A 19,332-nucleotide genomic window follows, 5' to 3' on the forward strand; every position below is an offset into this window, starting at 1 on the left:
GATCGTGTCGCGGTCTGGACGGCGCGGCCGCGCGACGTGCGCGCTCGCCGCGAGCCGCCCGCGCGGGCAGCTGGACGTCAGGGCGTCCGCAGATCGACAGGGCCGTCGAGGGGCGGGCGCTGCATCGACCCGAGCGCGGAGAGCCGGGCGCGCGGGGCTGCCGTGGCCGCCGCGCGCGCGAGCGTCCCGCCTCCGCCCGCGCCGATCGCGGTGATCGCGCCGCGGATCGGCGCGAGCAGCGCCGGAGCGGCCTCGGCGCTGCTCGCCGCCACGTGGACGACGCGCGCCGCCGGCGGCAGCAGCAGCGATCGCGGCGCCGGATCGAGGCCGATCCCGTGTCCTCGACCTTCCCAGAACGAGCCCACGGCCTCGAGCGTGGCCCGGTACATGGTCACCTCCGCGCGGGCGGCGCCGTCGAGCGGCCCGCGCGGGACGCGCGCGCCCGCCTCCTCGAGCGCCTCGTGCAGGGCGCGCGCGAGCGCATCCGCGCGCTCGGCCGGGCCTTCCACCAGCGCGAAGCGCGGCGACAGGCAGCCGCGCTGATCGAATGGCACGACGTCCGCGGCGATGTCCCGAGCCGCCTCGACGAGGTTCGCGTCCAGGCCGACGACGGCGAGCCCCAGGCCGGCGCCGTGCCCGCGCACGAGCACGCCCGGGCCGGCCTGGGCCCGCAGCGTCGCCACGGTCTGGTCCGAGCCGTAGACGTGCAGCTCGGCGTGGGGCAGATCCCCGGGAACCCGCTCGCTGGTCGCCCCGGCGCCCCCGAGCGCGACGTCCGCGACCAGCGCGATGGCCCCGCCGGCGCGGCGGAAGCCTTCGTCGGCCTGCAGCGCGCGCACGAGGAGCTCCGCGATCACCGGATCGCGGCGGGACGGGCGCACGAAGACCTCCGGCGCTGTGGCCGTCGCGACGGCGATGGCCCGCAGCGGCGCCGTGCAGACGTTGGCCGCCAGGACCACGTGGCAGCGGCGCGCGCGCCCCGAGGACGCCACGAGCGCGTCGAGCTCGCCGTGGCTCGGCGCGACCTCGAGGTGGCGGGCGAGCGCGAGCTCCACGCCCTCGGACGAGAGGCCGCTCGTGGAAGGCAACCGCTGGCGCGCCTCGTCGCCCAGCGGATCGCGCGCGTCCGCGATCCGCGCCGCCGCGGCGACCGCGCGCTCGACCCGGAGGCGCCGCGCCGCGCCGTCGTCCACCATCACGCCTCGCCGCCGAGCATCTGGTCCATCGCGATCGAGCAGCCGCGCGGCGGTGCCCCGGACGCGCGGCCCAGGAGCTCGACGCCCTCCGCGGTGACGCGCACGCGGTCGGCGGTCTGGATGGCGACCGCCGAGTCGACGTTCGCGAGATCGACGATCCGCGCGAGCCCGATCGCCCCCGAAGGGAGCGGCGCGAGCGTTTCGGGGTCCACCGCCGTGACGCGCGTCCAGGGAGGCGCGAGGTACAGCCCCGGCGCCGCGCCCGGTGCGCCGGCGAGGGCCGCCGCGAGCGTGCCCTCGTAGAGCTGGCTGGAGAGCTCGGTCATGCCGTACTCGCTCACCACGTGCGAGAGGGGCACCCCGAGCTCCCGCGCGATCGACGCCCGCAGCTCCTCCGCGGGCACCTCCCGCGAGCGGCCCTTGTAGCCGCCGGTCTGCATGACCCGGCTCCCTTCGGGCAGCAGCGCCGCGCCCTGGGGCAGTTGCGCCTCGAGCAGATGCTCGATCAGATGAACGAAAGCGAACGACGTGCCGAGCACGAGCGCCGGCTCTCGCGAGGCGCGCGCCTCGGCGCACGCGCGGGCGAACCCTGCGGCGTCCAGCTCGCCGCCGCGAACGTGCCAGCTCGCCGGCCCCGAGAGGCGCGCCGCGAAGCGGTCGATCATGAAGCCGAGCGACGAGTCCGGCGCCTCGTGGAGCGGCGGCGCGAGGACGATCGCCCGGAGCCGCGCGCCGTCGGGCCACAGCAGGCGCTCCCCCCACGCGAGCGCGGCGAGCTCGTACGTGGCGGTCGTGCGGAACGGGTGCTCGCCGCGGGACGCCGCGCCGAGGGAGGTTCCGCTCGTGCGGAAGACGCGCTCGTCCGCCTCCGGCGGGTGGGCCGCGACGCGCGCGAACCGGAACACGTCGCACGGCACGGCGGGGATCTGCGCCGCGTGATCCATCGCGGCGACGTCCGCGCCGCGCGCCTCGAAGAGGCGCGCGACCGGCGCGCAATGCGCGGCCTGGTGCCGGGCGAGGTCGATCGCGAGCGCATCGAAGGACTCTGGGAGCGCCGCGCGCTCGCCCTGGTCCTGCGGAGGAGAGGCAGCCGCCGCTCGGCCGGCCCCTGTCGAGCCCGCCCCGTCCACGCCGAGCGACGCCTCGATGAACGCCCGCGCGCGGCGGTGCAGCGCCTCGCTCTGGTCTATCGGTCCCACGGGCACCGGGATAGCATGCGCGTCCTGCTCCGCTCGCGCGCTACGCCGTCAGCACGCGCGCGAGCGCGCCGGCCGCGGCCGAGAGCAGCGCCTCGGGGATGGTGAGCGCCGGCGTCAGCGTCAGCGTCTCGCCGCGCACCCCGCCCGTGAGGACCAGGTACCCTTCGGCCAGCATCCCGCGCATGGCCCGGAGCCCCAGCTCGGCGCTCTCGAGCTCGACGCCGACCATGAGCCCCGCGCCCCGCACGTCGACGACGCCCGCCCTGCGCGGGAGCGCCTCCCGCAGCATCGCCTGGAAGCGAGCGCCCACGTCGCGCGAGCGCGCGGCCAGCCGGCCTTCGTCGAGGGCGTCGAGCGTCGCGAGCGCGGCGCTCGACGCGAGGGGCGATCCGGAGTGCGTCGAGGTGTGGACCACCTCGCCCTCGCGCGCCCACGCCCGCATGATCGGCTCGGGCGCCACGCACGCGGAGATGGGCAGCCCGCCGCCGAGCCCCTTGCCGAAGCAGAGGATATCGACCGGCGCCCCGAGCTCTCCTGTGCGCGTCATCGCCCCCGAACGACCGAGTCCGGTCCAGATCTCGTCCGCGATCACGAGCGCCCCGTGCCGGTGCGCCGCTTCGCAGACCGCGCGCAGGAACGCGTCGGGCGGGACGACGCAGCCGCCCCGCCCGAGGATCGGCTCGAGGAGGACCGCGCCGACGTCGCCCCCGCGCAGCGCGAGCTCGACGGCGTCGACCGACCGCGCGGCGCCCGCCTCGTCGCGCGGGTAGGGCGCGAACGTCACGCGCCGGTTGAGCTGCTCCGCGAAGGGCGACCGGTAGCTCTCGCGCAGCCCGCACGCCGCGAGCGGCGCGTACCCGAGCCCGTGGTACGCGCCCTCGAACGCGACGAGCCCCGGCCGTCCCGTCGAGAGCGCCGCCGTCTTGATGGCCGCGGTGATCGCGTCGCTGCCGCTCTGGCCGAGCAGCGCCATGGGCGAGGGCCCGGGGTGCAGCGCCGCGAGGCGCTCCAGCAGGGCGATCTTCACGTCGGCCGAGTACACGTCGCCGAGCGCGAGGGTCAGCCGCGACAGCTGCTCCTCCGCCGCGCGCCGCACCGGCGCCGCCGCGTGGCCGAGCAGCAGCGCGCCGAAGCCGGCGCACAGGTCGACGTAGCGGTTCCCGTCGACGTCGCAGACGTTCGCGCCGCGCCCGTGCGACAGCACGATCGGCAGCATGTCGGCGCCGCTCTTCTGCGCCCGCGCCTCGCGCCGCCGGCCGAACGCCGGGCACTCGACGCGCTCGAGGCGCTCGAGGGCGCTCCGCGACAGGGGACCAGGCGGCGGCGACAGGATCGCAGGCAGCTCGGCGCCGCTGCCCGCGTCCGGCGCCGCCGGCAGCGGCAGATCGCTGTTCGGCATCGTCCTTCCTCCGCCGGAACCTAGCGCGCCCGCGGGCGGCTGCTCAGGCGCACACCCGGTTTCTCCCGCTGTTCTTCGCGTGATAGAGGCGCTCGTCCGCGCGCTTGATGAGGTCGTTCGCGGTGCGATCACCCTCCTGGAGGAGCGCCACGCCGACGCTGATCGTCACGCGGATGCTGTCGGCCTGGAACACGAACAGGTGCTCCGCGACCTTTTGACGCAGGGTCTCGCCGAGGGCCGCCGCGCCCTCGATGGACGTCTCCGGCAGGATGATGGCGAACTCCTCGCCGCCGTAGCGCGCGAAGACCTCGTCGCGGCGGATGCGGCTCTGCACGATGCGCGCGACCTCCTTCAGCACGAAGTCGCCGGCCAGGTGGCCGTGGACATCGTTGATGCGCTTGAAGTGGTCGATGTCGAACAGGAGGATCGCGAGGTCACGCTCGTGGCGGCGGCCGCGGATGATCTCGCGCTCGAGCGCCTCGTAGAGGTAGCGCTTGTTGTGGATCTGCGTGAGACCATCGATGATGGTCATCCGGTAGATCTCTTCGTGGTATTGCGCCTCCACGTCGGCGCCGGACAGGAACTTGAAGATCGTGGGGCCGATCTTCACCCGGTCTCCGTTCTTCAGCACGACCTCGCGGGAGATCTGCTCATCGTTGCAGTACGTCCCGTTGGTGCTCCCATCGTCGACGACCATCCAGGCGCTCGGCCGCTGCTCGAAATGGGCGTGCCTTCGTGACACGGAGTCGCCGTCGAGCACGATGTGGTTGTCCGCGCCGCGACCGACCCGCGTCGGGTTGTTCTCCAGCACGAACCGCTTGCCGAGCAGCGTGGGCTCCTTCGTGTAGATCACGACCAGGCAGTCGGTCGTGTTCTTGCTGCCGCCGCCCGGTGGGGGCTGGACCACCTGCGTTACACGAGTCTTTTCGTCGAAGTCACTCACGCGCGCTCAGCCCAACCCGTCGTGCGACCTAGCCTCGACATCGTTCGAGCTCTTCCCGAGACGGAACCTACCCGGGCGTGGCTCTTCGGCCGTGATGCAACGGTTCGATATGCCCTAGCTCGCCCAACGTCAAAGCGTACTGACATGCCCCGACTCCCGTCAAGACGGCCATCCGGGCGGAGCCGTCTTCAGTGCTTCCTCCGCCTTCCCGACCCGACAACGGCCTACGTCGCCCTCTGCGCTCCGTCGCGCTCGTTGTGCCCTTCCACGTTCTCGGCTTGTTCCCCGCACGCCGTCCGCCCCTCGCCGCCGTTTGCTGCCGCTCACGCCGCGCCGCACCGCCGGTGCTCGCCGATGCGCCTTGTGGGGCGCTGTGCGCTGCTATCGCAGTTGGCGCCCCATCTCTTTCCTCTTGTGCAGCCCGAGCTGCCGAGGACGCGGGTCTCTCTATGCGTTTCCCGAGCGCGCCGCCACCCGTCCGGCGAGCGATTGAGCCGGCAAGGGAGAGAATGGTTCGCTGGAACACGATGTGTCTGTTCGCCTGGCATGCCCGCGTTCTGCGGGGACGAGGCTCTGTGAGTTCTGCCTCAAAACCAGGGCGCATCACAACGCTGAACTGAGCCGAGCGGAACGCAGCGGATCGGAACCGTGCGAAGCGGAACGGAGCGAAGCGGCACGGAACGGAGCTGCGCCGGAGCGGAACCGAGCGGAACGGAGCGGAACCGAGCGAAGCCGAGCAGAACGGCGTGAAGCGGAGCGGAACGGAACGGAGCGGAACCGCGTGGACCCGCGTGCGCCGCGACCGTGCAGCGGCCCCGCCAGCGTGCCGGTTAGTTGACTTGGCACACAGGGTGCGTAGGATAGACCTGCGTCGCGGCGGAGACCTTCCCCCCCCAGGTCCGTCGCGGCGTTTTTCTTTTCAGGCTGCCGTGCCCATCTCCAGGCCGCAGCACGACAGCGCGCGAGGGGTGGACACCGCGCTGGCGCGTCGGTCAGGCGAGCGACGACAGCGTCGCGCGTAGCTCGCCGCCGTCGAATACCCAGAGCTCGCCCGGTCGTCCGATGGTCCAGGTCTCGTTCGCGGTGAGCGGGCTCGTCGCGACCACCGCGATCCGATCCTTCGGGGTCGTGACGGCCGAGAAGTCGACGCGGACATCGTCGTCGAGGAGCGTCGCGATGCCGAAGGGGGCCTTGCGGATGATGTGACAGAGCCGGGTTGCGCAGCGGGCGAAGAGGTGGCGCCCGTCGCCGAGCAGGAAATTGAACGTCCCGTCCTGGCCGAGCTCGCCGCCGAGCGCCGCGATCGCCTCCCAGAGCTCGCTGGGCCGGCGCGGATAGCATGGGAACGAGCTGCGGAGCCCCTCCAGCAGGTAACAGAAGGCGTGCTCGCTGTCGGTCGTTCCGATGGGGTTGAAGCGGCCCAGCGCGCGGCGCCGGACGCGAGGGAGCGTCCCGTTGTGCGCAAAGACCCAGTGGCGTCCCCAGAGCTCGCGCACGAACGGGTGCGTGTTGGCGAGAAGGACGTCGCCGCGGGTCCGGCGCCGGATGTGGCCGATCGCGAGCAGCGTCTTGATGGGCGTCTCGCTGAGGAATCGCGCCAGCGGGCTCTCCGCGGCGGGGCTCGCGTCGAGGAACACGCGAGCGGCGCGCCCCTCGAAGAACGCGAGGCCCCAACCGTCAGCGTGGGGACCGGTGCGGCCACCCCGGTGCCGGAGGCCGTTGAACGAAAAGACGATGTCTGTGGGGACGTTGCACTCCATCCCGAGGAGCTCGCACATGCTCGCGGCTGGACCATATCACCCGGGAGGGCGTCTGAGATCTCGACGGTGAGGCGCCGATGCGGCTTCTTCATCAAGGCCAGGCGGCGGCGCGGCCTCGCTCCTCGCCGCACGATCCTGGCCAGCGACGCGGCGCGATGCGCTGCCGCGGCGCGCCGGCGCGGCCTGGCGCCCGCCCCATGATCCCGGTCGACGCCGCGGCGCGATGCGCGGCGTCAGCGATCCGGCTCGCCCTGGAGCGACGCGCGCGGGATGGAGTGGACGAGATCGATGACCGCCTTGACCGTATCGACCGGAGTCTCCGGGATGATGCCGTGGCCGAGGTTGAAGATGTGCCCGGCGCGCCCGCCGGCCTCCGCGAGCACCGCGCGCGCGCGGCGCTCGGCGACGGCGCGCGGCGCGCAGAGCAGCAGCGGGTCGAGATTGCCCTGCACCGCGCGATCGTACCCGATGCGCTGCCACGCCTTGTCGAGCGGCGTGCGCCAGTCGACGCCGATCACCGTGCCGCCGGCGTCGCGCTGCGCCTCCAGGAGCGCCCCCGTGTTCGTGCCGAAGTGGATGACCGGGACCCCGGTCGCCTCGAGGTCGCGGAGGATGTGCCGCACGTGCGGCTGCACGTGCTCGCGGTAGTCGTCGATCGAGAGCGAGCCGACCCACGAGTCGAACAGCTGCACCGCCTGGGCGCCCGCGGCGACCTGAGCGCGGAGCAGGCGGCGGACGACCTCCGAGATCTTGCCCATCAGCGCCGACCACGCCTCGGGGTCGCTCCACATCAGCTGCTTCGTGAGCCGGTAGTCGCTCGACTTGCCCCCCTCGACCAGGTAGCTCGCCATGGTGAACGGCGCGCCGGCGAAGCCGATGAGCGGCGTCTTGCCGTCCAGCTCCTTGCGGATGAGGCGCACGGCGTCGAGCACGTAGCCGAGGCCCTCCTCGGGCTCGAACACCCGCAGCCGCTCGATGCCGGCCCGATCGCGCACGGGCTCGTGGATCACCGGGCCCTCGCCCTTCGCGAACTCGAAGGGGGCGCCCATCGGCTCGAGCGGCAGCAGGATGTCCGCGAAGAGGATCGCCGCGTCCATCCCGAGCCGCAGCGGCTGGAGCGTCACCTCGAGCGCGAGCTCGGGCGTCTTGCAGATCTCGAGGAGCGTGTACTTCTTCCTGAGCTCCCGGTACTCGGCCATGTACCGGCCGGCCTGGCGCATGAACCACACGGGCGTGACATCGGTCGGCTCTCGCCGGCAGGCGCGCAGGAAGCGATCGTGCATGGAAGGCTCCAGGAGGGGTCGACGGGACGCCGTCGGGACGCCCCTTCATGTCCGTTCAGCCATCGCCCGGCAATGGGTTTCAGCCCATCGCCCGAACGTGGGTCGCCGGGAGCGCGGCGCGGCCGGGCCCGAGGCGGCCCGGTCGAGGGGGCGGACCCAAGCGTCGGCTCCCCCGCCGTGTAGACTACGAGTCTATGGCGCGTCCCTCCAGACCTCCCGGCTTTGACATGACGTACAGGCCCGAGAAGCGCATCGCGTTCGGGCCGCCGCTGAAGGAGCGCCTCCCGGCGCTGCTCTACCTGACCTTCGCCCTCGGCGTCTCGGCGGTGATCTTCTACGGCCAGAACGCTCCCTCGAGCTCCCGGATCTTCCAGTACGTCGTCGAGGGCGATCGCCACCGGCTCGTCTCCTCCAGCGTGTGCGCCATCATCCTGTGCGTGAGCGCGCTGGCGATGGTGCTGCGCGAGCAGATGCGGGGGGTCGTCGTGCACCCGGAAGGGATCGAGCTGCGCGAGCTGCTCACCTTCGGCGTGCCGCGCGTGCGGCGCTTCGCCTGGTCGCAGATCGACCGGATGGCGGTGCCCTCCGCGCAGGCGGGCGCCGGCGCCGCGGCGGCGGTCAGCGGGACGGCGCCAGCGAGCAACATCCGGCTCGATCTCTGGGATGGGTCCCGCACCTGGCTGCCGGACGTCGGAGACAAGATCGCGCTGTCGGTGATGCTGGAGCGGGTCGCCCTGGCGCGGGCGATCCCGATCGAGGGGGGGACCGGGCTGATGGACGACCTCGGGAACCCCCTTCAGGACGACGGCTGAAGGCGCCTAGCGCGCGCTCGCCCCGGCCTTCCGCTGCGCGAACTCCTCGCGCACGCCCTGCCGCAGCTCGGGATCGAGCAGGAGATCCGCGCACGTCATCGCCATGGCCTTGGCGGCGATCAGCATCGAGTCCTGACCGGCGGGGCTCGCGGCGCGCTCGGCGAACGCGTGCTGGTGGCAGGTCGTCTCTCCCTTGCCGCAGATCGCGATCCACGGATGGATGGCGGGGAGCGCGTGGGACACGTCGCCCATGTCGGTCGAGCCGGTGCCGACGGCGGGGTCCATCTCCATCGGCGAGCGGCCGAGGGCGCGCAGGTGCTCGCCGAAGCGGCGCGCCATCTTCCGGTTGTTGACCATGTTCTTGTAGCCGCCCTGATCGACGAGCGTCAGCTCGACCCCGCTCGCCATGGCGGCGCCGCGGGCGCAGCGCTCCACGATCGCCCGCACGCGGGCGAGCTCCTCGGTGTCGAGGGCGCGGACCGAGAACTCGGCGACGGCGAGCTCCGGGATGATGTTGACCGCCTGACCGCCGTTCTTGATGAACCCGTGCACCCGGACGCCGTCGCGGAAGTGGACGCGCTGGCCGTCGATCAGCCGGAAGGTGTCGAGGCAGGCCGTGAGCGCGCTATGGCCGTCCCACGGCGCGAGCGCAGCGTGCGACGGCTTGCCGCGGAACTGGAGCTCGAGCCAGGTGCTGGCCAGCGTGTCGTGCGCGAGCAGGTCGCGGTCGAACGGGTGGAACATCATCGCGGCGTCGACGCCCTCGAAGGCGCCCGCCTCGAGCAGCCTGATCTTGCCGCCGCCCCCCTCCTCGGCGGGCGTCCCGACCAGATCGATGGTGCCGGCCACGGCGTCCTTCTGCCGAGCCAGCGCGAGGAACGCGCCGAGCGCACCCGCCGCGATCAGGTTGTGCCCGCAAGCGTGGCCGATCTCCGGGAGCGCGTCGTACTCGGCGAGGATGGCGAGGTGGGGACCCTCGCCACGCCCGATGCGCGCGCGGAGCGAGGTGGGCATGCCGGCGAGCCCCCGCTCGACCTGGATGCCGCGGTTCTCGACGGCCTCGGCGAGCCAGGCCGCGGCCCTGTGCTCCTCGAACCGGAGCTCGGGGTTCGCGTGGATGCGCGCGGCGATCTCGCGGAGGTCCGGGGAGAGGTCGTCGATGTCACGCTGGATGCGGCTCGGGTCGAGGTTCATAGGGGCGAGCGATACTACTCTGGATCTGCGCGGCTCGCCCGGGCCATGGTGGCGCCGGCGGAGGAGCTCCGCCGACGCCGCCCGGTGGTGACGCTCGCACGCTCGCGCGCCGCGCCGCGCCGCGCCGCGCCGCGCCGCCACGCTGTCGGGACTTCTCACGGAGCCAGGATCCTCGAATGCACGGACCGCGCTGTTCTTCGCTCCTCTTCTGCTTCTGCTCCTGCCTCGCGGCGGCGCTCGCGCTCGCTGCCTGCGACGCGCGCCCACGCGCGCGCCAGGAGGCCGGGCCGGCCGCCTCGAGCGCGAGCGCGGGGCCTCTGCCGGCTCAGGCCGCTCCGGCGCAGGCCGGGCCCGCCCGCGTCGCGGTCGAGGCGAGGGCGATGGGCACGAACCTGCTCCTCGCCGCCTACACGAGCGAGGCGATGGATGAGGCGGCGATCAGGGCCCGGCTGGACAAGGCGATCGCCGAGATCCGCAGGCTCGAGGGGCTCATGACGACCTGGCGGCCGGACAGCGAGCTGTCGCGGGTCAACGCGGCGGCCGGGAAGGGCGCGGTCGAGGTGAGCTCGGAGTCTCTCGCCGTGATCGAGAAGAGCCTCTGGATCAGCGAGCGCTCGGAGGGGGTCTTCGACGTCACCTTCGAGGCGATGCACGGGCTCTGGAAGTTCGACGAGGACATCGACGACAACGTGCCGCGCAAGGAAGACGTCGAGCGGGCGCGCGCGCTCATCGATCACAGGCAGATCAAGATCGATCGCGCGCGGCGCACGGTGATGCTCGGGAAGCCCGGGATGCGGATGAGCCTCGGCGGGATCGCGAAGGGCTATGCCGTCGACGCCGCGGCGCGCGTGCTGCGCGGAGAGGGGCTGACGTCGTTCTTCGTGCAGGCCGGCGGTGACCTGTACATCGCCGGAAAGAAGCCGGACGGGTCGCCGTGGAGGGCAGGAGTGCGGGATCCGCGCGGCAAGGACGCGAACGACTACTTCGCGATGATCGAGGTGGAGGACCACGCCTTCTCCACGGCGGGCGACTACGAGCGGAGCTTCATCAAGGACGGCAGGCGCTATCACCACATCATCGATCCGCGGACCGGCTTCCCGGCGTCCGAGAGCCGGAGCGTGACCATCTGGGCAAAGGACGCGCTGACCGCGGACGCCGTCGATGACGCGGCGTTCATCCTGGGGGCCGAGAAGGGGCTCGCGCTCGTCGAGTCGATCGAGGACTGCGGCGCGGTGATCGTCGACCGGAACAACAAGGTGTGGGTGTCGAAGCGGCTGGAGGGCAAGGTCGAGGTGCTCCGCCAGCCGACCGAAGGGCTGTAGTGGTCTCGGCCCTGAGGCTAGATTTCAGGTGTTGCGCTTTGCGTGTGGAGCCAATCGTGCTCTCGGGAACTTGGGGCGTGCGCGCGCTTTCCGAGGAGCTTCGGGCCATCAAACGTCAAGACGAATTCAATGTTGCAATTGCCATTCTCAGCGAGGGAGATGTCGATGCATCTGCTGAGTCGCTCGCGATGTGCGGCGTTTCAGCCTTTGAAGAGCTCGTCCAGCGTCCTGGCCGTGAGGATACGCTCGGCCCACACCGCGAGCCGCTCCCCGGACGCGGCGAGGACCTGCTCCCGTCTCGCCTCGGGCACTTCTCCGAACCGCGCCCGGAGCTGGCGCATCAGCACGGCGCGCTGGCCCTCGTCGAGCCCCGCGCGCCGCCCCTCATCGAGCGCTGCCTCTCGCTCGCGGGCCTTGATGGCCTCGATTTCAGGGTTGCCCTTGCGCTCCAGCGCGCGGACGACCTCGCGCTCGGCCGCCGCGCCGTCGAGCAACGCGCGGACGGGGACCGGACGGATCAAGCACGGATCCTCGATGGTCGCGTCAGGCGCGAGCGGCACGAACCGCCCCTCGGCCGACGACCACTCGGCGACCTCGTCACGCTTGACGAAGATGACGAAGACGCGGCGCACCCCTCGGACGACGAGATCATCGGCCTTCTCGCGCGCGTCCTGCGTCGACTGCTCGTTGACGATCTCGAACGAGAGCTCTTCCAGATACCGGCGTCCCGTCGCCGGATCGAGCCCCGCCCTGCGGATGGAGAGGTCGGTGGCGAAATCCGAGCCCTCGGCGACGCGGGTGATGAGATCGGCCGCGCCGATGTAGCCGGGCCGAAGGTGCGGCGCGATCAGGAAATCCAGCCGCACCTGCTGCTCGGCGTGAGGCTCGAGCGCCGGCGCCGCGACGACCTTGCGCCCGCGGATCAGCTCGTCGCGCGTCACCTCGGGCGCCACGAGGTGCTCATCGACGGCCGGGAAATGCGCCCGCCGCGGCTCCGCGGGCGGGAACCTCACCGCCGCGCCGCCCCGGGCGGCCGGGGCGAGCAGCAGCGCGGCACCGGTCGGCTTGGGATCCATGCCGACAAGGCTAGCACGAAGGCGGTCACACGAGCTTCGCCGCCCGGCCAGCGCGCGCCGCGGGGCCGCTCCCGGAGCGGGCAGAGGCGCGCGGTCCACGCCGGTCGCCGCCCTCACCGCCCCTTGTAGACCGGCTTCCGCTTCTCGGCGAACGCGCGCAGCGCCTCCAGCCGATCCTCGCTGCGCAGCGTCTCGTCGTAGTGGACCCGCTCGATCTCGAGCCCGAGCGAGAGCGGCACGTCATAGCCGTCGTCGATCGCCCCGAGCGCCGCGGCCTGCGCGATGGGCGCGCCGCTCGCGATCGGCTCGATCCACGCGATCGCGTCGTCGACCACCGGCGTCCCTTCGGGGGATACCCGGTTCACGAGGCCCCAGGCGAGCGCCTCGGGCGCGGTGAGCCTCCTGCCGAGCAGGATCATCTCCTTCGCCCGCGCCTCGCCGACGACCCGCGGCAGCCGCTGCGTGCCGCCCGCGCCCGGGATGATGCCGAGCGACGTCTCCGGCAGCGCGAGCTCGGCGTGCGGCGCCGCCACCCGGAGATCGCAGATCAGCGCGAGCTCCAGCCCCCCGCCGAACGCGACGCCGTTGATCGCCGCGATCACCGGCTTCGGGCTCCGCGCGAGCACCCCGAGGTCGGTCCGGTACAGGCCCACCTGGCGACGGACGTCGTCGGGGCTCATGCCCTGCCGCTCCTTCAGATCGGCGCCCGCGCAGAACGCCTTGTCACCGGCGCCCGTGATCACGATCGCGCGCACCTCCGGGTCGTCCACGAGCTCGCGCCCGAGGCGGCCGAAGGCGAGCAGCGCGTCCCGGGAGAGCGCGTTGCGGCGATCCGCCCGATCGATGGTGAGCACCGCGACCGCGCCGCGCCGGTCGAGCTTCACGGGAGGGGCTTCCGACATGGAGCTTGCCTAGCCGACCGCGGCGGCGCGGCAAAGAGGCTCGCTCACTTGGCGTCGGCCGCCTTCTTGGCCTTGGTGCTCGCCGCCTCGAGCTTGCCCAGCCGCGCCCTGATCTCCGCGTTGTCGCGCCGCAGCGCCTCGAGCTCGTCCCGCAGCCGATCCAGCTCGCGCTTGCCCGCCCCGCCGAGATCGCGCAAGACCTCGCGGATCCGACGCCGCACCCGCCCGTCGAGATCGCGGTCGAGCTGCCGCTGGAGCGCGCCACGCGCCCGGCCGTCGCCGAGATCGCCCAGCGCGCGCGCGACGTCGACCCGGAGGTATGGATCCGGCTGATCGAGGAGCTCCTCGAGGAGCTCGCGCGTCCGCCGATCGCTGGAGAGCTTCGGGAGCGCCATGATCGCCGCCCGCCGCCCCCGCGTCGGGACGCCGTAGCGCGTGCGGGCCGTCAGGTGCGGCACGGCGCGCTCGTCCCGCAGGTTGGCCAGCCCGTCGATCACGCCGCAGCGGATGACCTCGCCCCACGAGGGGCGATCCAGGAGATCGACCAGCGTCTCGAACCCCGAGCTCTGCCGCGTGGCCCCGAGCGCGCGCGCCGCCTCGGCCTGCACCAGGTAGCTCGCGTCGCGCAGGGCGAGCTTGCCGAGGACCTCCGCCGCCTTGGCCGACCGGAAGTTGCCGAGCGCGCTCGCGACCGCCCGGCGCACCTTCGGGTGCTCCACGCCCGCGCTGCCCTCGAGCAGCGCGAACGCCGCGCTCGACTGGAGCGCGCCGAGCGCGGCCGCGGCGGCGGCGCGCACCCCCCAGAACTCGCTCGCGTCCGAGAGCGACTGCCCGAGCGCCCGCGCCGTCGGCGGGTCGTCGCGCCGAGAGAGCGGCTTCGCGGCGAGCATGCGGCCGCGCGCCGTGGGCGCGTGGGCGAGCTGCGCCCGCAGGAGATCGCCGGGCGCGTCGACCCTGACCTCGCCCAGGATCCTGAGGTCCGGATCCACCACCACGAAGCGAGGCCGCCGCGGGAGCGGGATGACGAAGGTGTGGGCCGCCTGATCCACGCGCCGCACCTCGCGCCGCGTCATCGAGCTCTTGCCCTCCGTGAAGCCGAAATCGAGCACCAGGTCGAACGCGAAGATGGGCGGCGTCGAGGCGTCCGGCTGGAGCGCGTGCTCCCGGCTGGGCTGCCCGGCCGCCTGCGCCTGCTTCACCGTCACGGTGCACTGGTCGCCCTCGATCTCGATCTTCACGTCGAGCTCGGGGTGCCCGGCGCGGAAGACCCACTGCTCGAAGAAGCGCTCCAGCGACTTGCCGCTCACGTCCTCGAGCGCGCGGGCGAGATCCCGTGTCTCCACGACCCCGCGCGCGTGGCGCGTCAGGTAGGTGCTCACCCCGCGCCAGAAGAGGTCGTCTCCGAGCTCCCGGCGGAGCAGGTGGAGCACGAGCCCGCCCTTCTCGTAGAGGTGTCGATCGAAGATGTCGAGCGGCGCTTCGTAGTCCTGACAGACGATGGGCCGCCGGTAACGCCCGCGCGCCTCGCCAAGGTACGAGTCGAGATCGGCCTTCAGGCCGTGATCGTACTCGTCGGCGCCGAGGTGATGCTCCCGATAGACGTGCTCCATGAACGTCGCGAATCCCTCGTTGAGCCAGCCGTGCGACCAGTCGCGGCAGGTCACCAGATCGCCGAACCACTGGTGCGCGAGCTCGTGGGCGATGAGATCGTCCGAGGAGATGTCGAGCGCCGCCCGCTCGTCGAGCAGGATGTGCTCGTACATCGTGGTGGCGGTCGTGTTCTCCATCCCTCCGAAGATGAAGTCGCTCACCACCACCTGTGCGTAGCGGCGGAAGGGATATTTGACGCCGAGCTTCTCGCTGAAGTGGCGGATCATGTCCGGCGTGCGCGCGAACGTGCGGCGGCCGTCCTCCTCGCGCCCCTTCGGCACGAAGTACGCGAGCGGGACGTCGAGCGCCGCGCCGTCGATGCGGGCGAACTCGCCCGCCACGAGCGTGAACAGGTAGCTCGGGTGAGGCTCGTCCAGCCGGTAGTGATAGACGCCCTCCTTCTGCGATCTCGCGTCGCCCTCGAGCTCGCCGTTCGACAGGCAGTACCAGCCCGGCAGCACCTGCGCGCGGAGCTCGGTCGTCTGCTTGATATGGGGCTTGTCGATGCACGGGAAGATGTGGCGCGCGTCCTCGTCCTGACACTGCGTCCAGACCTGGCGCGGGCGGTCGGGGACGTGCTCGTCCGGCTGGAGGAAGTAGATCCCCCGCCGCGGTGTCGCCCGGTACCGGACCAGGATCGACACCTCGGCCTCGTCGAGCGGCACGGCGACGCGGATCGTCTCGCCGTCGTACGTGTGCTCGGCCGCGTGGAACGCGCCGCTCGCCGCCTTGCCCGCGCCGCGCTTGGGCTTCGCGGCGCGGCCGGCCCCGGCGCTGATCTCGACCGCCTCGAGGTCGAAGCCGATCGCGTCGAGCGCGATCTCGCGCGCGCCGGGGTCGACGCGGACCGCGTCGAGCCGCGCCGTGCCGCGGATCGAGCGGGCCTCGACGTCGAGCGCGAGATCGAGGGCGATGTGCCGGATCGTGAAGGGGCGCGGACGCTCGTAGACGCGCCTCGTCCCGGCCAGCGTGAAGGGCCGCGACGCGGCCGCGAACTCGGACGACGACAGCACGGAGCCGCAGGCGCAGCGCGAGTGGAGCCGGTACTCGATGGACATCTCCGCGGAGTTTCCCCGCGCGGCGCCCGGCGCTGCAAGCAAGAACTCGTGCGCGGGGGCGGGCCGCCGGGCGGATCAGCCCGTCTTGAGGCCGTCGAGCACCTCGAGCGCCAGCTCGTATTTGCCGAGGGGCGGCATCAGGTAGGCCCCCTGCACCCGGTCGCGCACCGAGAAGAGCATCTCGCGGGCGATCTTCACCCCCTCCTTGCGCGCCTCGGGGCCGGCCGGGACCTTGCGCATGCGCTCGCGGATCTCCTCGGGGATCTGCATGCCGGGCACCTCGTTGTGGAGGAACTCGGCGTTCTTGTGGCTGACCAGCGGCAGCACGCCGACGAGCACCGGCATCCCCAGGTGCTCGATGCGCCGCAGCACGTTCTCGAGCAGATCCTGGTGGAAGATCGGCTGGGTCATGATGATGTCGGCCCCCGCCGCGCGCTTCCGTTCCAGACGCGCGATCTCCTTGTCGAGGTCCTGGGCGCCCGGCTCGAGCCCCGTGGCGAGCAGGAACGACGTCTTGCCGCCCGGGATCGGCTTGCCGGCCGGGTCGAGGCCGCGGTTCATCGTGCTCGCCATGTTGAGCAGCCCGATGGAGTCGAGGTCGTAGACGGCGGTCGCCTCCGGGTAGTCGCCGATCTTCGGCGGATCGCCCGTGATGATGACGAGGTTCTTGATGCCGATCGCGTGGGCGCCGAGCAGGTGCGCCATCTGGCCGATGAGGTTCCGGTCGCGGCCGCAGACGTGCAAGATCGGCTCGATGCCGTAGCGCTGGACCAGGAGCGAGCAGAAGGCGAGGTTCGTCATCCGCGCCGTGGCGCGCGGGCCGTCGGCGACGTTCACGACGTCGACGCCGCTGTCGATGAGCATCTTCGCGGCGCTCAGCGCGCTCTCGGGGTTCAGGCCCGGCGCCGGGTTCACCTCGACGGAGACCACGAACTTGCCCGCGGCGATCTTCGCCGCGAGGGGGCTCCGCTCGCCGAGCGGGGTGGGCTCGAGCCCCGTGGGCGCGTCCATCGTGATGTGCGGGCGCGCGGCGGCCTCGGGCGCGGCGCCGCCCCGGAGCATGCGGGCCGACTTGGCCATCCACCGGACGTGCTCCGGCGTGGTGCCGCAGCAGCCGCCGATCATCGCCGCGCCCGCCTGGATCATGCGGCGGGCGAAGACGTCGAAGTACTCGGGCGTCGCCATGTAGAGCTGGCGGCCGTCGACCGTGCGGGGCAGGCCCGCGTTCGGCTGCACGCAGAGCGGGAGCCCCGCGGTCGCCATCCGCTCCGCCATCGCGAGCGACAGCTGCGGGCCGTCGCCGCAGTTGACGCCGAGCAGCTCGACCCCCCAGTCCCGCAGCGTCCGCGCGACGCGCTCCGGCTCGCTGCCGTCCGCCGCGACGCCGCTCGTGTCGAACGTCATCGACGCGAGGACCGGGAGCCCAGGCGCGGCCGCCCGCGCCGCGTCGATGGCGAGCTTGATCTCGTCAAGATGGCGAAATGTTTCAAGGATCAGGAGGTCCGCGCCGCCCTCGGCGAGCGCGCCGGCCTGCTCGGTGAACGTGGCGGACGCGGCGGCGAGGTCGTCGCGCGTGGCGACGCCGGGCACGAGCCCCGTCGGGCCGATCGAGCCGGCGACGTACGCGTCGCCGCCCGCGATCTCGCGCGCGAGGCGCGCGCCCGCGAGGTTGAAGTTGCGGACCTCGTTGACGAGCCCGTACCGCTCGAGCCGGAACCTGTTGGCGCCGAAGGTGTTCGTCTCGATGACGTTCGCGCCCGCCGCGACGTACTCGGCGTGGATCTTCTTCACGAGATCGGGGCGCGCGACGTTCAGCTGCTCGAAGTTCTGGGTGACGAACACCCCGCGCTCGTAGAGCAGCGAGCCCATCGCGCCGTCGAACACGAGGATCGAACGCTGGAGCGCGTCGAGGAATGGGGCCTCTGGTCTCGTGCGGGACATGGGGCGCATCGTAGGGGCGCTCCGGCTTCTCAGGAAGGGGGGCTCGACGCGGTTGACGGCGCGGCGCGGATCTCGGTAGGGCAGTTCTCGAGATGAGCACGCCCCGATGGCTTCAAGCATTCGCCCTGGCGGTCTCCGCCGCTGCTCCGCTCCTCGCCGCCCCTTCCGAGGCGCACGCCTGGCATCCGCCCGTGCACCGCTCGGACGCAGGCGTGGATCTCTACCTGTGGAGCGCCCGTGATTTCGGCACCTCGCTCGCCGCCGTCCCGTTCGTGCAGTTCGAGCCGACGCCAAATCTGTTCATCAACCTGAAGTTCCCGCTGGCGCTCTCGTTCGACGGTCCGGGGGACCTCGAGGATCTGGATCGCCAGTCGCGCGCCGCGCTCGGCAACCCGACGTTCACGCTCTACTACTCGGACGCGGGCCGCAAGCTCACGTGGTACGCGGGCGGCCGCGCCGGGCTGCCGCTCGGCGCGGTCGACGGCTACGACTGGCACGTGGCCCGGGGCTTCAGCGCGTCGGCGATGGCCTATTACGATCTGCACCTCTGGGCGGCGAACGCGCTCCCGGTGGGCGGCCTGGGCGGCATCGAGTACCGCTTCGGGAGGTCGTTCGTGCTCCGGGCGGGCGGGGACCTCACGTTCTTCATCCCGGTGGGGGACGGCGTCCGGCGCGGGTTCATCGACGACTCCGACGATCTCGAAGCGGTGTTCCAGGCCAAGGTCGAGCCCGAGTTCCAGAGCCGCTCCGGCTTCGGCGGCGGCGTGGCGCTCCAGACGGTGTGGGTGCCGTCGTCGGTCTACGACGATCAGGGGCAGGTCTCGCTGCTGCCGTATTTCGTGTACGACAGCCAGAAGACCTTCTTCATGCGGGCCGGCCTGCTCCTCGCGCTGGACGAGCCGCTCGGGCCCGCGTTCGACCGGGGGCGGGTGACGTCCCTCTATCTGCAGTTCGGCGGGCACCTCGACTAGCGTGCCGGGCGGTTCGAGAGAGCGAGAGATGAGCCAGACATGACCCGTCGCCGTGCCATCGCCTGGGGCGCCGCCGCCGTCGCCGTGCTGGCCCTCGTGCTCGTCTGGCTCAAGCTCAACCAGTTCCCGCCGGACACGATGCCCGAGGGCGCTTATCTCCGCATCGCGTACAGCATCGGCGTCAGCGATCCGCGCGCGTGCTTCCCGTACCTCGAGGACCGGGCGCAGCACGCGGCGTACACCATCCGCGACTACCGGCGGAAGGCGAGCGAGCGGATCGAGGCGAGCTACCCGGAGCCGGAGCGCGCGCGCCTGCTGGAGCAGTACCGCGCGCACGCGATGGCCGAGGACGGGGCGGACGTGTGGGTCGACATGGCCACGAAGCAGGGCTTCATCGCGCGCCTCCGGCGCGACCTGTCCGGCATCGGGAAGGTGGAGGTGACGGGCGAGCGGGCCACGGTCGAGACGGCGCGCGGCACGCGGTACCCGTTCCGGCGGCGAGACAACGGCATCTGGGGGCTCACGCTGTTCACCGCGGATCTCGTGGCCGAGGCCGAGCGGGCCGCGCGGGACTGGGACGTCGTGGAGAAGGCCGCGCTCGATTACGAGCGGGGGCGGTGAGCGAG

15 protein-coding genes are annotated in these 19,332 nt (G+C 72.4%); 4 read left to right on the forward strand and 11 right to left on the reverse strand.

Annotated features, from left to right (window positions below; translation table 11 throughout):
* Positions 1–77: 77 nt before the first annotated feature.
* From WMF45_RS47955 to hemE, 6 genes are all read right to left on the reverse strand, one after another.
* Positions 78–1,196: an acyl-CoA reductase gene (locus WMF45_RS47955; RefSeq protein ID WP_437713741.1), complete on the reverse strand. Its 1,119-nt coding sequence runs from the start codon at positions 1,194–1,196 to the stop codon at positions 78–80.
* Positions 1,196–2,395, reverse strand: a complete 1,200-nt coding sequence (locus WMF45_RS47960; RefSeq protein ID WP_437713742.1) for an acyl-protein synthetase — start codon at positions 2,393–2,395, stop codon at positions 1,196–1,198. The genes WMF45_RS47955 and WMF45_RS47960 overlap by 1 nt, the downstream gene beginning before the upstream one ends.
* Positions 2,396–2,435: 40 nt before the next feature.
* Positions 2,436–3,794 carry an aspartate aminotransferase family protein gene (locus tag WMF45_RS47965; RefSeq protein WP_437713744.1) on the reverse strand — a complete coding sequence of 453 codons (1,359 nt, stop codon included), beginning with the start codon at positions 3,792–3,794 and terminating at the stop codon, positions 2,436–2,438.
* 43 nt (positions 3,795–3,837) lie between these two features.
* Positions 3,838–4,737, reverse strand: coding sequence for a GGDEF domain-containing protein (locus tag WMF45_RS47970; RefSeq protein ID WP_012241235.1), 900 nt, complete (start codon positions 4,735–4,737; stop codon positions 3,838–3,840).
* 992 nt (positions 4,738–5,729) lie between these two features.
* Positions 5,730–6,515 carry a class II glutamine amidotransferase gene (locus WMF45_RS47975; RefSeq protein ID WP_437713746.1) on the reverse strand — a complete coding sequence of 262 codons (786 nt, stop codon included), beginning with the start codon at positions 6,513–6,515 and terminating at the stop codon, positions 5,730–5,732.
* A 215-nt stretch (positions 6,516–6,730) separates the two neighbouring features.
* Positions 6,731–7,780: a uroporphyrinogen decarboxylase gene (hemE, locus tag WMF45_RS47980; protein ID WP_437547498.1), complete on the reverse strand. Its 1,050-nt coding sequence runs from the start codon at positions 7,778–7,780 to the stop codon at positions 6,731–6,733.
* A gap of 227 nt (positions 7,781–8,007) precedes the next feature.
* Here hemE and WMF45_RS47985 point away from each other — a divergent pair, with 227 nt between their 5' ends.
* Complete coding sequence (locus WMF45_RS47985) at positions 8,008–8,592, forward strand: hypothetical protein (protein ID WP_437713748.1); 585 nt, start codon at positions 8,008–8,010, stop codon at positions 8,590–8,592.
* A 6-nt stretch (positions 8,593–8,598) separates the two neighbouring features.
* Here WMF45_RS47985 and WMF45_RS47990 read toward each other — a convergent pair whose 3' ends face one another.
* On the reverse strand, positions 8,599–9,786 hold the full coding sequence (locus WMF45_RS47990; protein WP_437713749.1) for a M20 family metallopeptidase: 1,188 nt from the start codon (positions 9,784–9,786) through the stop codon (positions 8,599–8,601).
* 176 nt (positions 9,787–9,962) lie between these two features.
* On the opposite strand from WMF45_RS47990, the gene WMF45_RS47995 reads away from it, so the two are divergent.
* A complete protein-coding gene (locus WMF45_RS47995; protein ID WP_437713751.1) occupies positions 9,963–11,108 on the forward strand; it encodes an FAD:protein FMN transferase in 1,146 nt (381 codons plus the stop codon).
* 200 nt (positions 11,109–11,308) lie between these two features.
* Here the strand turns inward: WMF45_RS47995 and WMF45_RS48000 are convergent, their stop codons facing one another.
* From WMF45_RS48000 to WMF45_RS48015, 4 genes are all read right to left on the reverse strand, one after another.
* Complete coding sequence (locus WMF45_RS48000; protein WP_437713753.1) at positions 11,309–12,184, reverse strand: hypothetical protein; 876 nt, start codon at positions 12,182–12,184, stop codon at positions 11,309–11,311.
* Between the two features lie 113 nt (positions 12,185–12,297).
* Positions 12,298–13,086 (reverse strand): enoyl-CoA hydratase-related protein, encoded by a 789-nt coding sequence (locus WMF45_RS48005; RefSeq protein WP_437713755.1) that lies wholly within the window; start codon positions 13,084–13,086, stop codon positions 12,298–12,300.
* Between the two features lie 44 nt (positions 13,087–13,130).
* Positions 13,131–15,794, reverse strand: coding sequence for a M1 family aminopeptidase (locus WMF45_RS48010; RefSeq protein WP_437713756.1), 2,664 nt, complete (start codon positions 15,792–15,794; stop codon positions 13,131–13,133).
* Positions 15,795–15,869: 75 nt separating this feature from the next.
* Positions 15,870–17,735 (reverse strand): bifunctional homocysteine S-methyltransferase/methylenetetrahydrofolate reductase, encoded by a 1,866-nt coding sequence (locus WMF45_RS48015; RefSeq protein WP_437713758.1) that lies wholly within the window; start codon positions 17,733–17,735, stop codon positions 15,870–15,872.
* A gap of 92 nt (positions 17,736–17,827) precedes the next feature.
* Between WMF45_RS48015 and WMF45_RS48020 the strand changes: the two genes are divergently transcribed.
* Entirely contained in the window at positions 17,828–18,706 is an 879-nt protein-coding gene (locus WMF45_RS48020) for a hypothetical protein (RefSeq protein WP_437713760.1), read from the forward strand.
* Positions 18,707–18,745: 39 nt separating this feature from the next.
* Positions 18,746–19,327, forward strand: coding sequence for a hypothetical protein (locus tag WMF45_RS48025; protein ID WP_437713762.1), 582 nt, complete (start codon positions 18,746–18,748; stop codon positions 19,325–19,327).
* Positions 19,328–19,332: the final 5 nt, after the last annotated feature.

This window comes from Sorangium sp. So ce448, assembly GCF_051520915.1.
Lineage (GTDB): Bacteria > Myxococcota_A > Polyangia > Polyangiales > Polyangiaceae > Sorangium > Sorangium cellulosum_B.

Excerpts from the sequence above, each read along its gene's own strand:
- WMF45_RS48000 (WP_437713753.1), bottom strand. The coding sequence starts at position 12,184 with ATGGATCCCAAGCCGACCGGTGCCGCGCTGCTGCTCGCCCCGGCCGCC.
- WMF45_RS47955 (WP_437713741.1), bottom strand. The coding sequence starts at position 1,196 with ATGGTGGACGACGGCGCGGCGCGGCGCCTCCGGGTCGAGCGCGCGGTC.
- WMF45_RS48005 (WP_437713755.1), bottom strand. The coding sequence starts at position 13,086 with ATGTCGGAAGCCCCTCCCGTGAAGCTCGACCGGCGCGGCGCGGTCGCG.
- hemE (WP_437547498.1), bottom strand. The coding sequence starts at position 7,780 with ATGCACGATCGCTTCCTGCGCGCCTGCCGGCGAGAGCCGACCGATGTC.
- WMF45_RS48025 (WP_437713762.1), top strand. The coding sequence starts at position 18,746 with ATGACCCGTCGCCGTGCCATCGCCTGGGGCGCCGCCGCCGTCGCCGTG.
- WMF45_RS47975 (WP_437713746.1), bottom strand. The coding sequence starts at position 6,515 with ATGTGCGAGCTCCTCGGGATGGAGTGCAACGTCCCCACAGACATCGTC.
- WMF45_RS48010 (WP_437713756.1), bottom strand. The coding sequence starts at position 15,794 with ATGTCCATCGAGTACCGGCTCCACTCGCGCTGCGCCTGCGGCTCCGTG.
- WMF45_RS48020 (WP_437713760.1), top strand. The coding sequence starts at position 17,828 with ATGAGCACGCCCCGATGGCTTCAAGCATTCGCCCTGGCGGTCTCCGCC.
- WMF45_RS48015 (WP_437713758.1), bottom strand. The coding sequence starts at position 17,735 with ATGTCCCGCACGAGACCAGAGGCCCCATTCCTCGACGCGCTCCAGCGT.
- WMF45_RS47985 (WP_437713748.1), top strand. The coding sequence starts at position 8,008 with ATGACGTACAGGCCCGAGAAGCGCATCGCGTTCGGGCCGCCGCTGAAG.
- WMF45_RS47995 (WP_437713751.1), top strand. The coding sequence starts at position 9,963 with ATGCACGGACCGCGCTGTTCTTCGCTCCTCTTCTGCTTCTGCTCCTGC.
- WMF45_RS47965 (WP_437713744.1), bottom strand. The coding sequence starts at position 3,794 with ATGCCGAACAGCGATCTGCCGCTGCCGGCGGCGCCGGACGCGGGCAGC.
- WMF45_RS47990 (WP_437713749.1), bottom strand. The coding sequence starts at position 9,786 with ATGAACCTCGACCCGAGCCGCATCCAGCGTGACATCGACGACCTCTCC.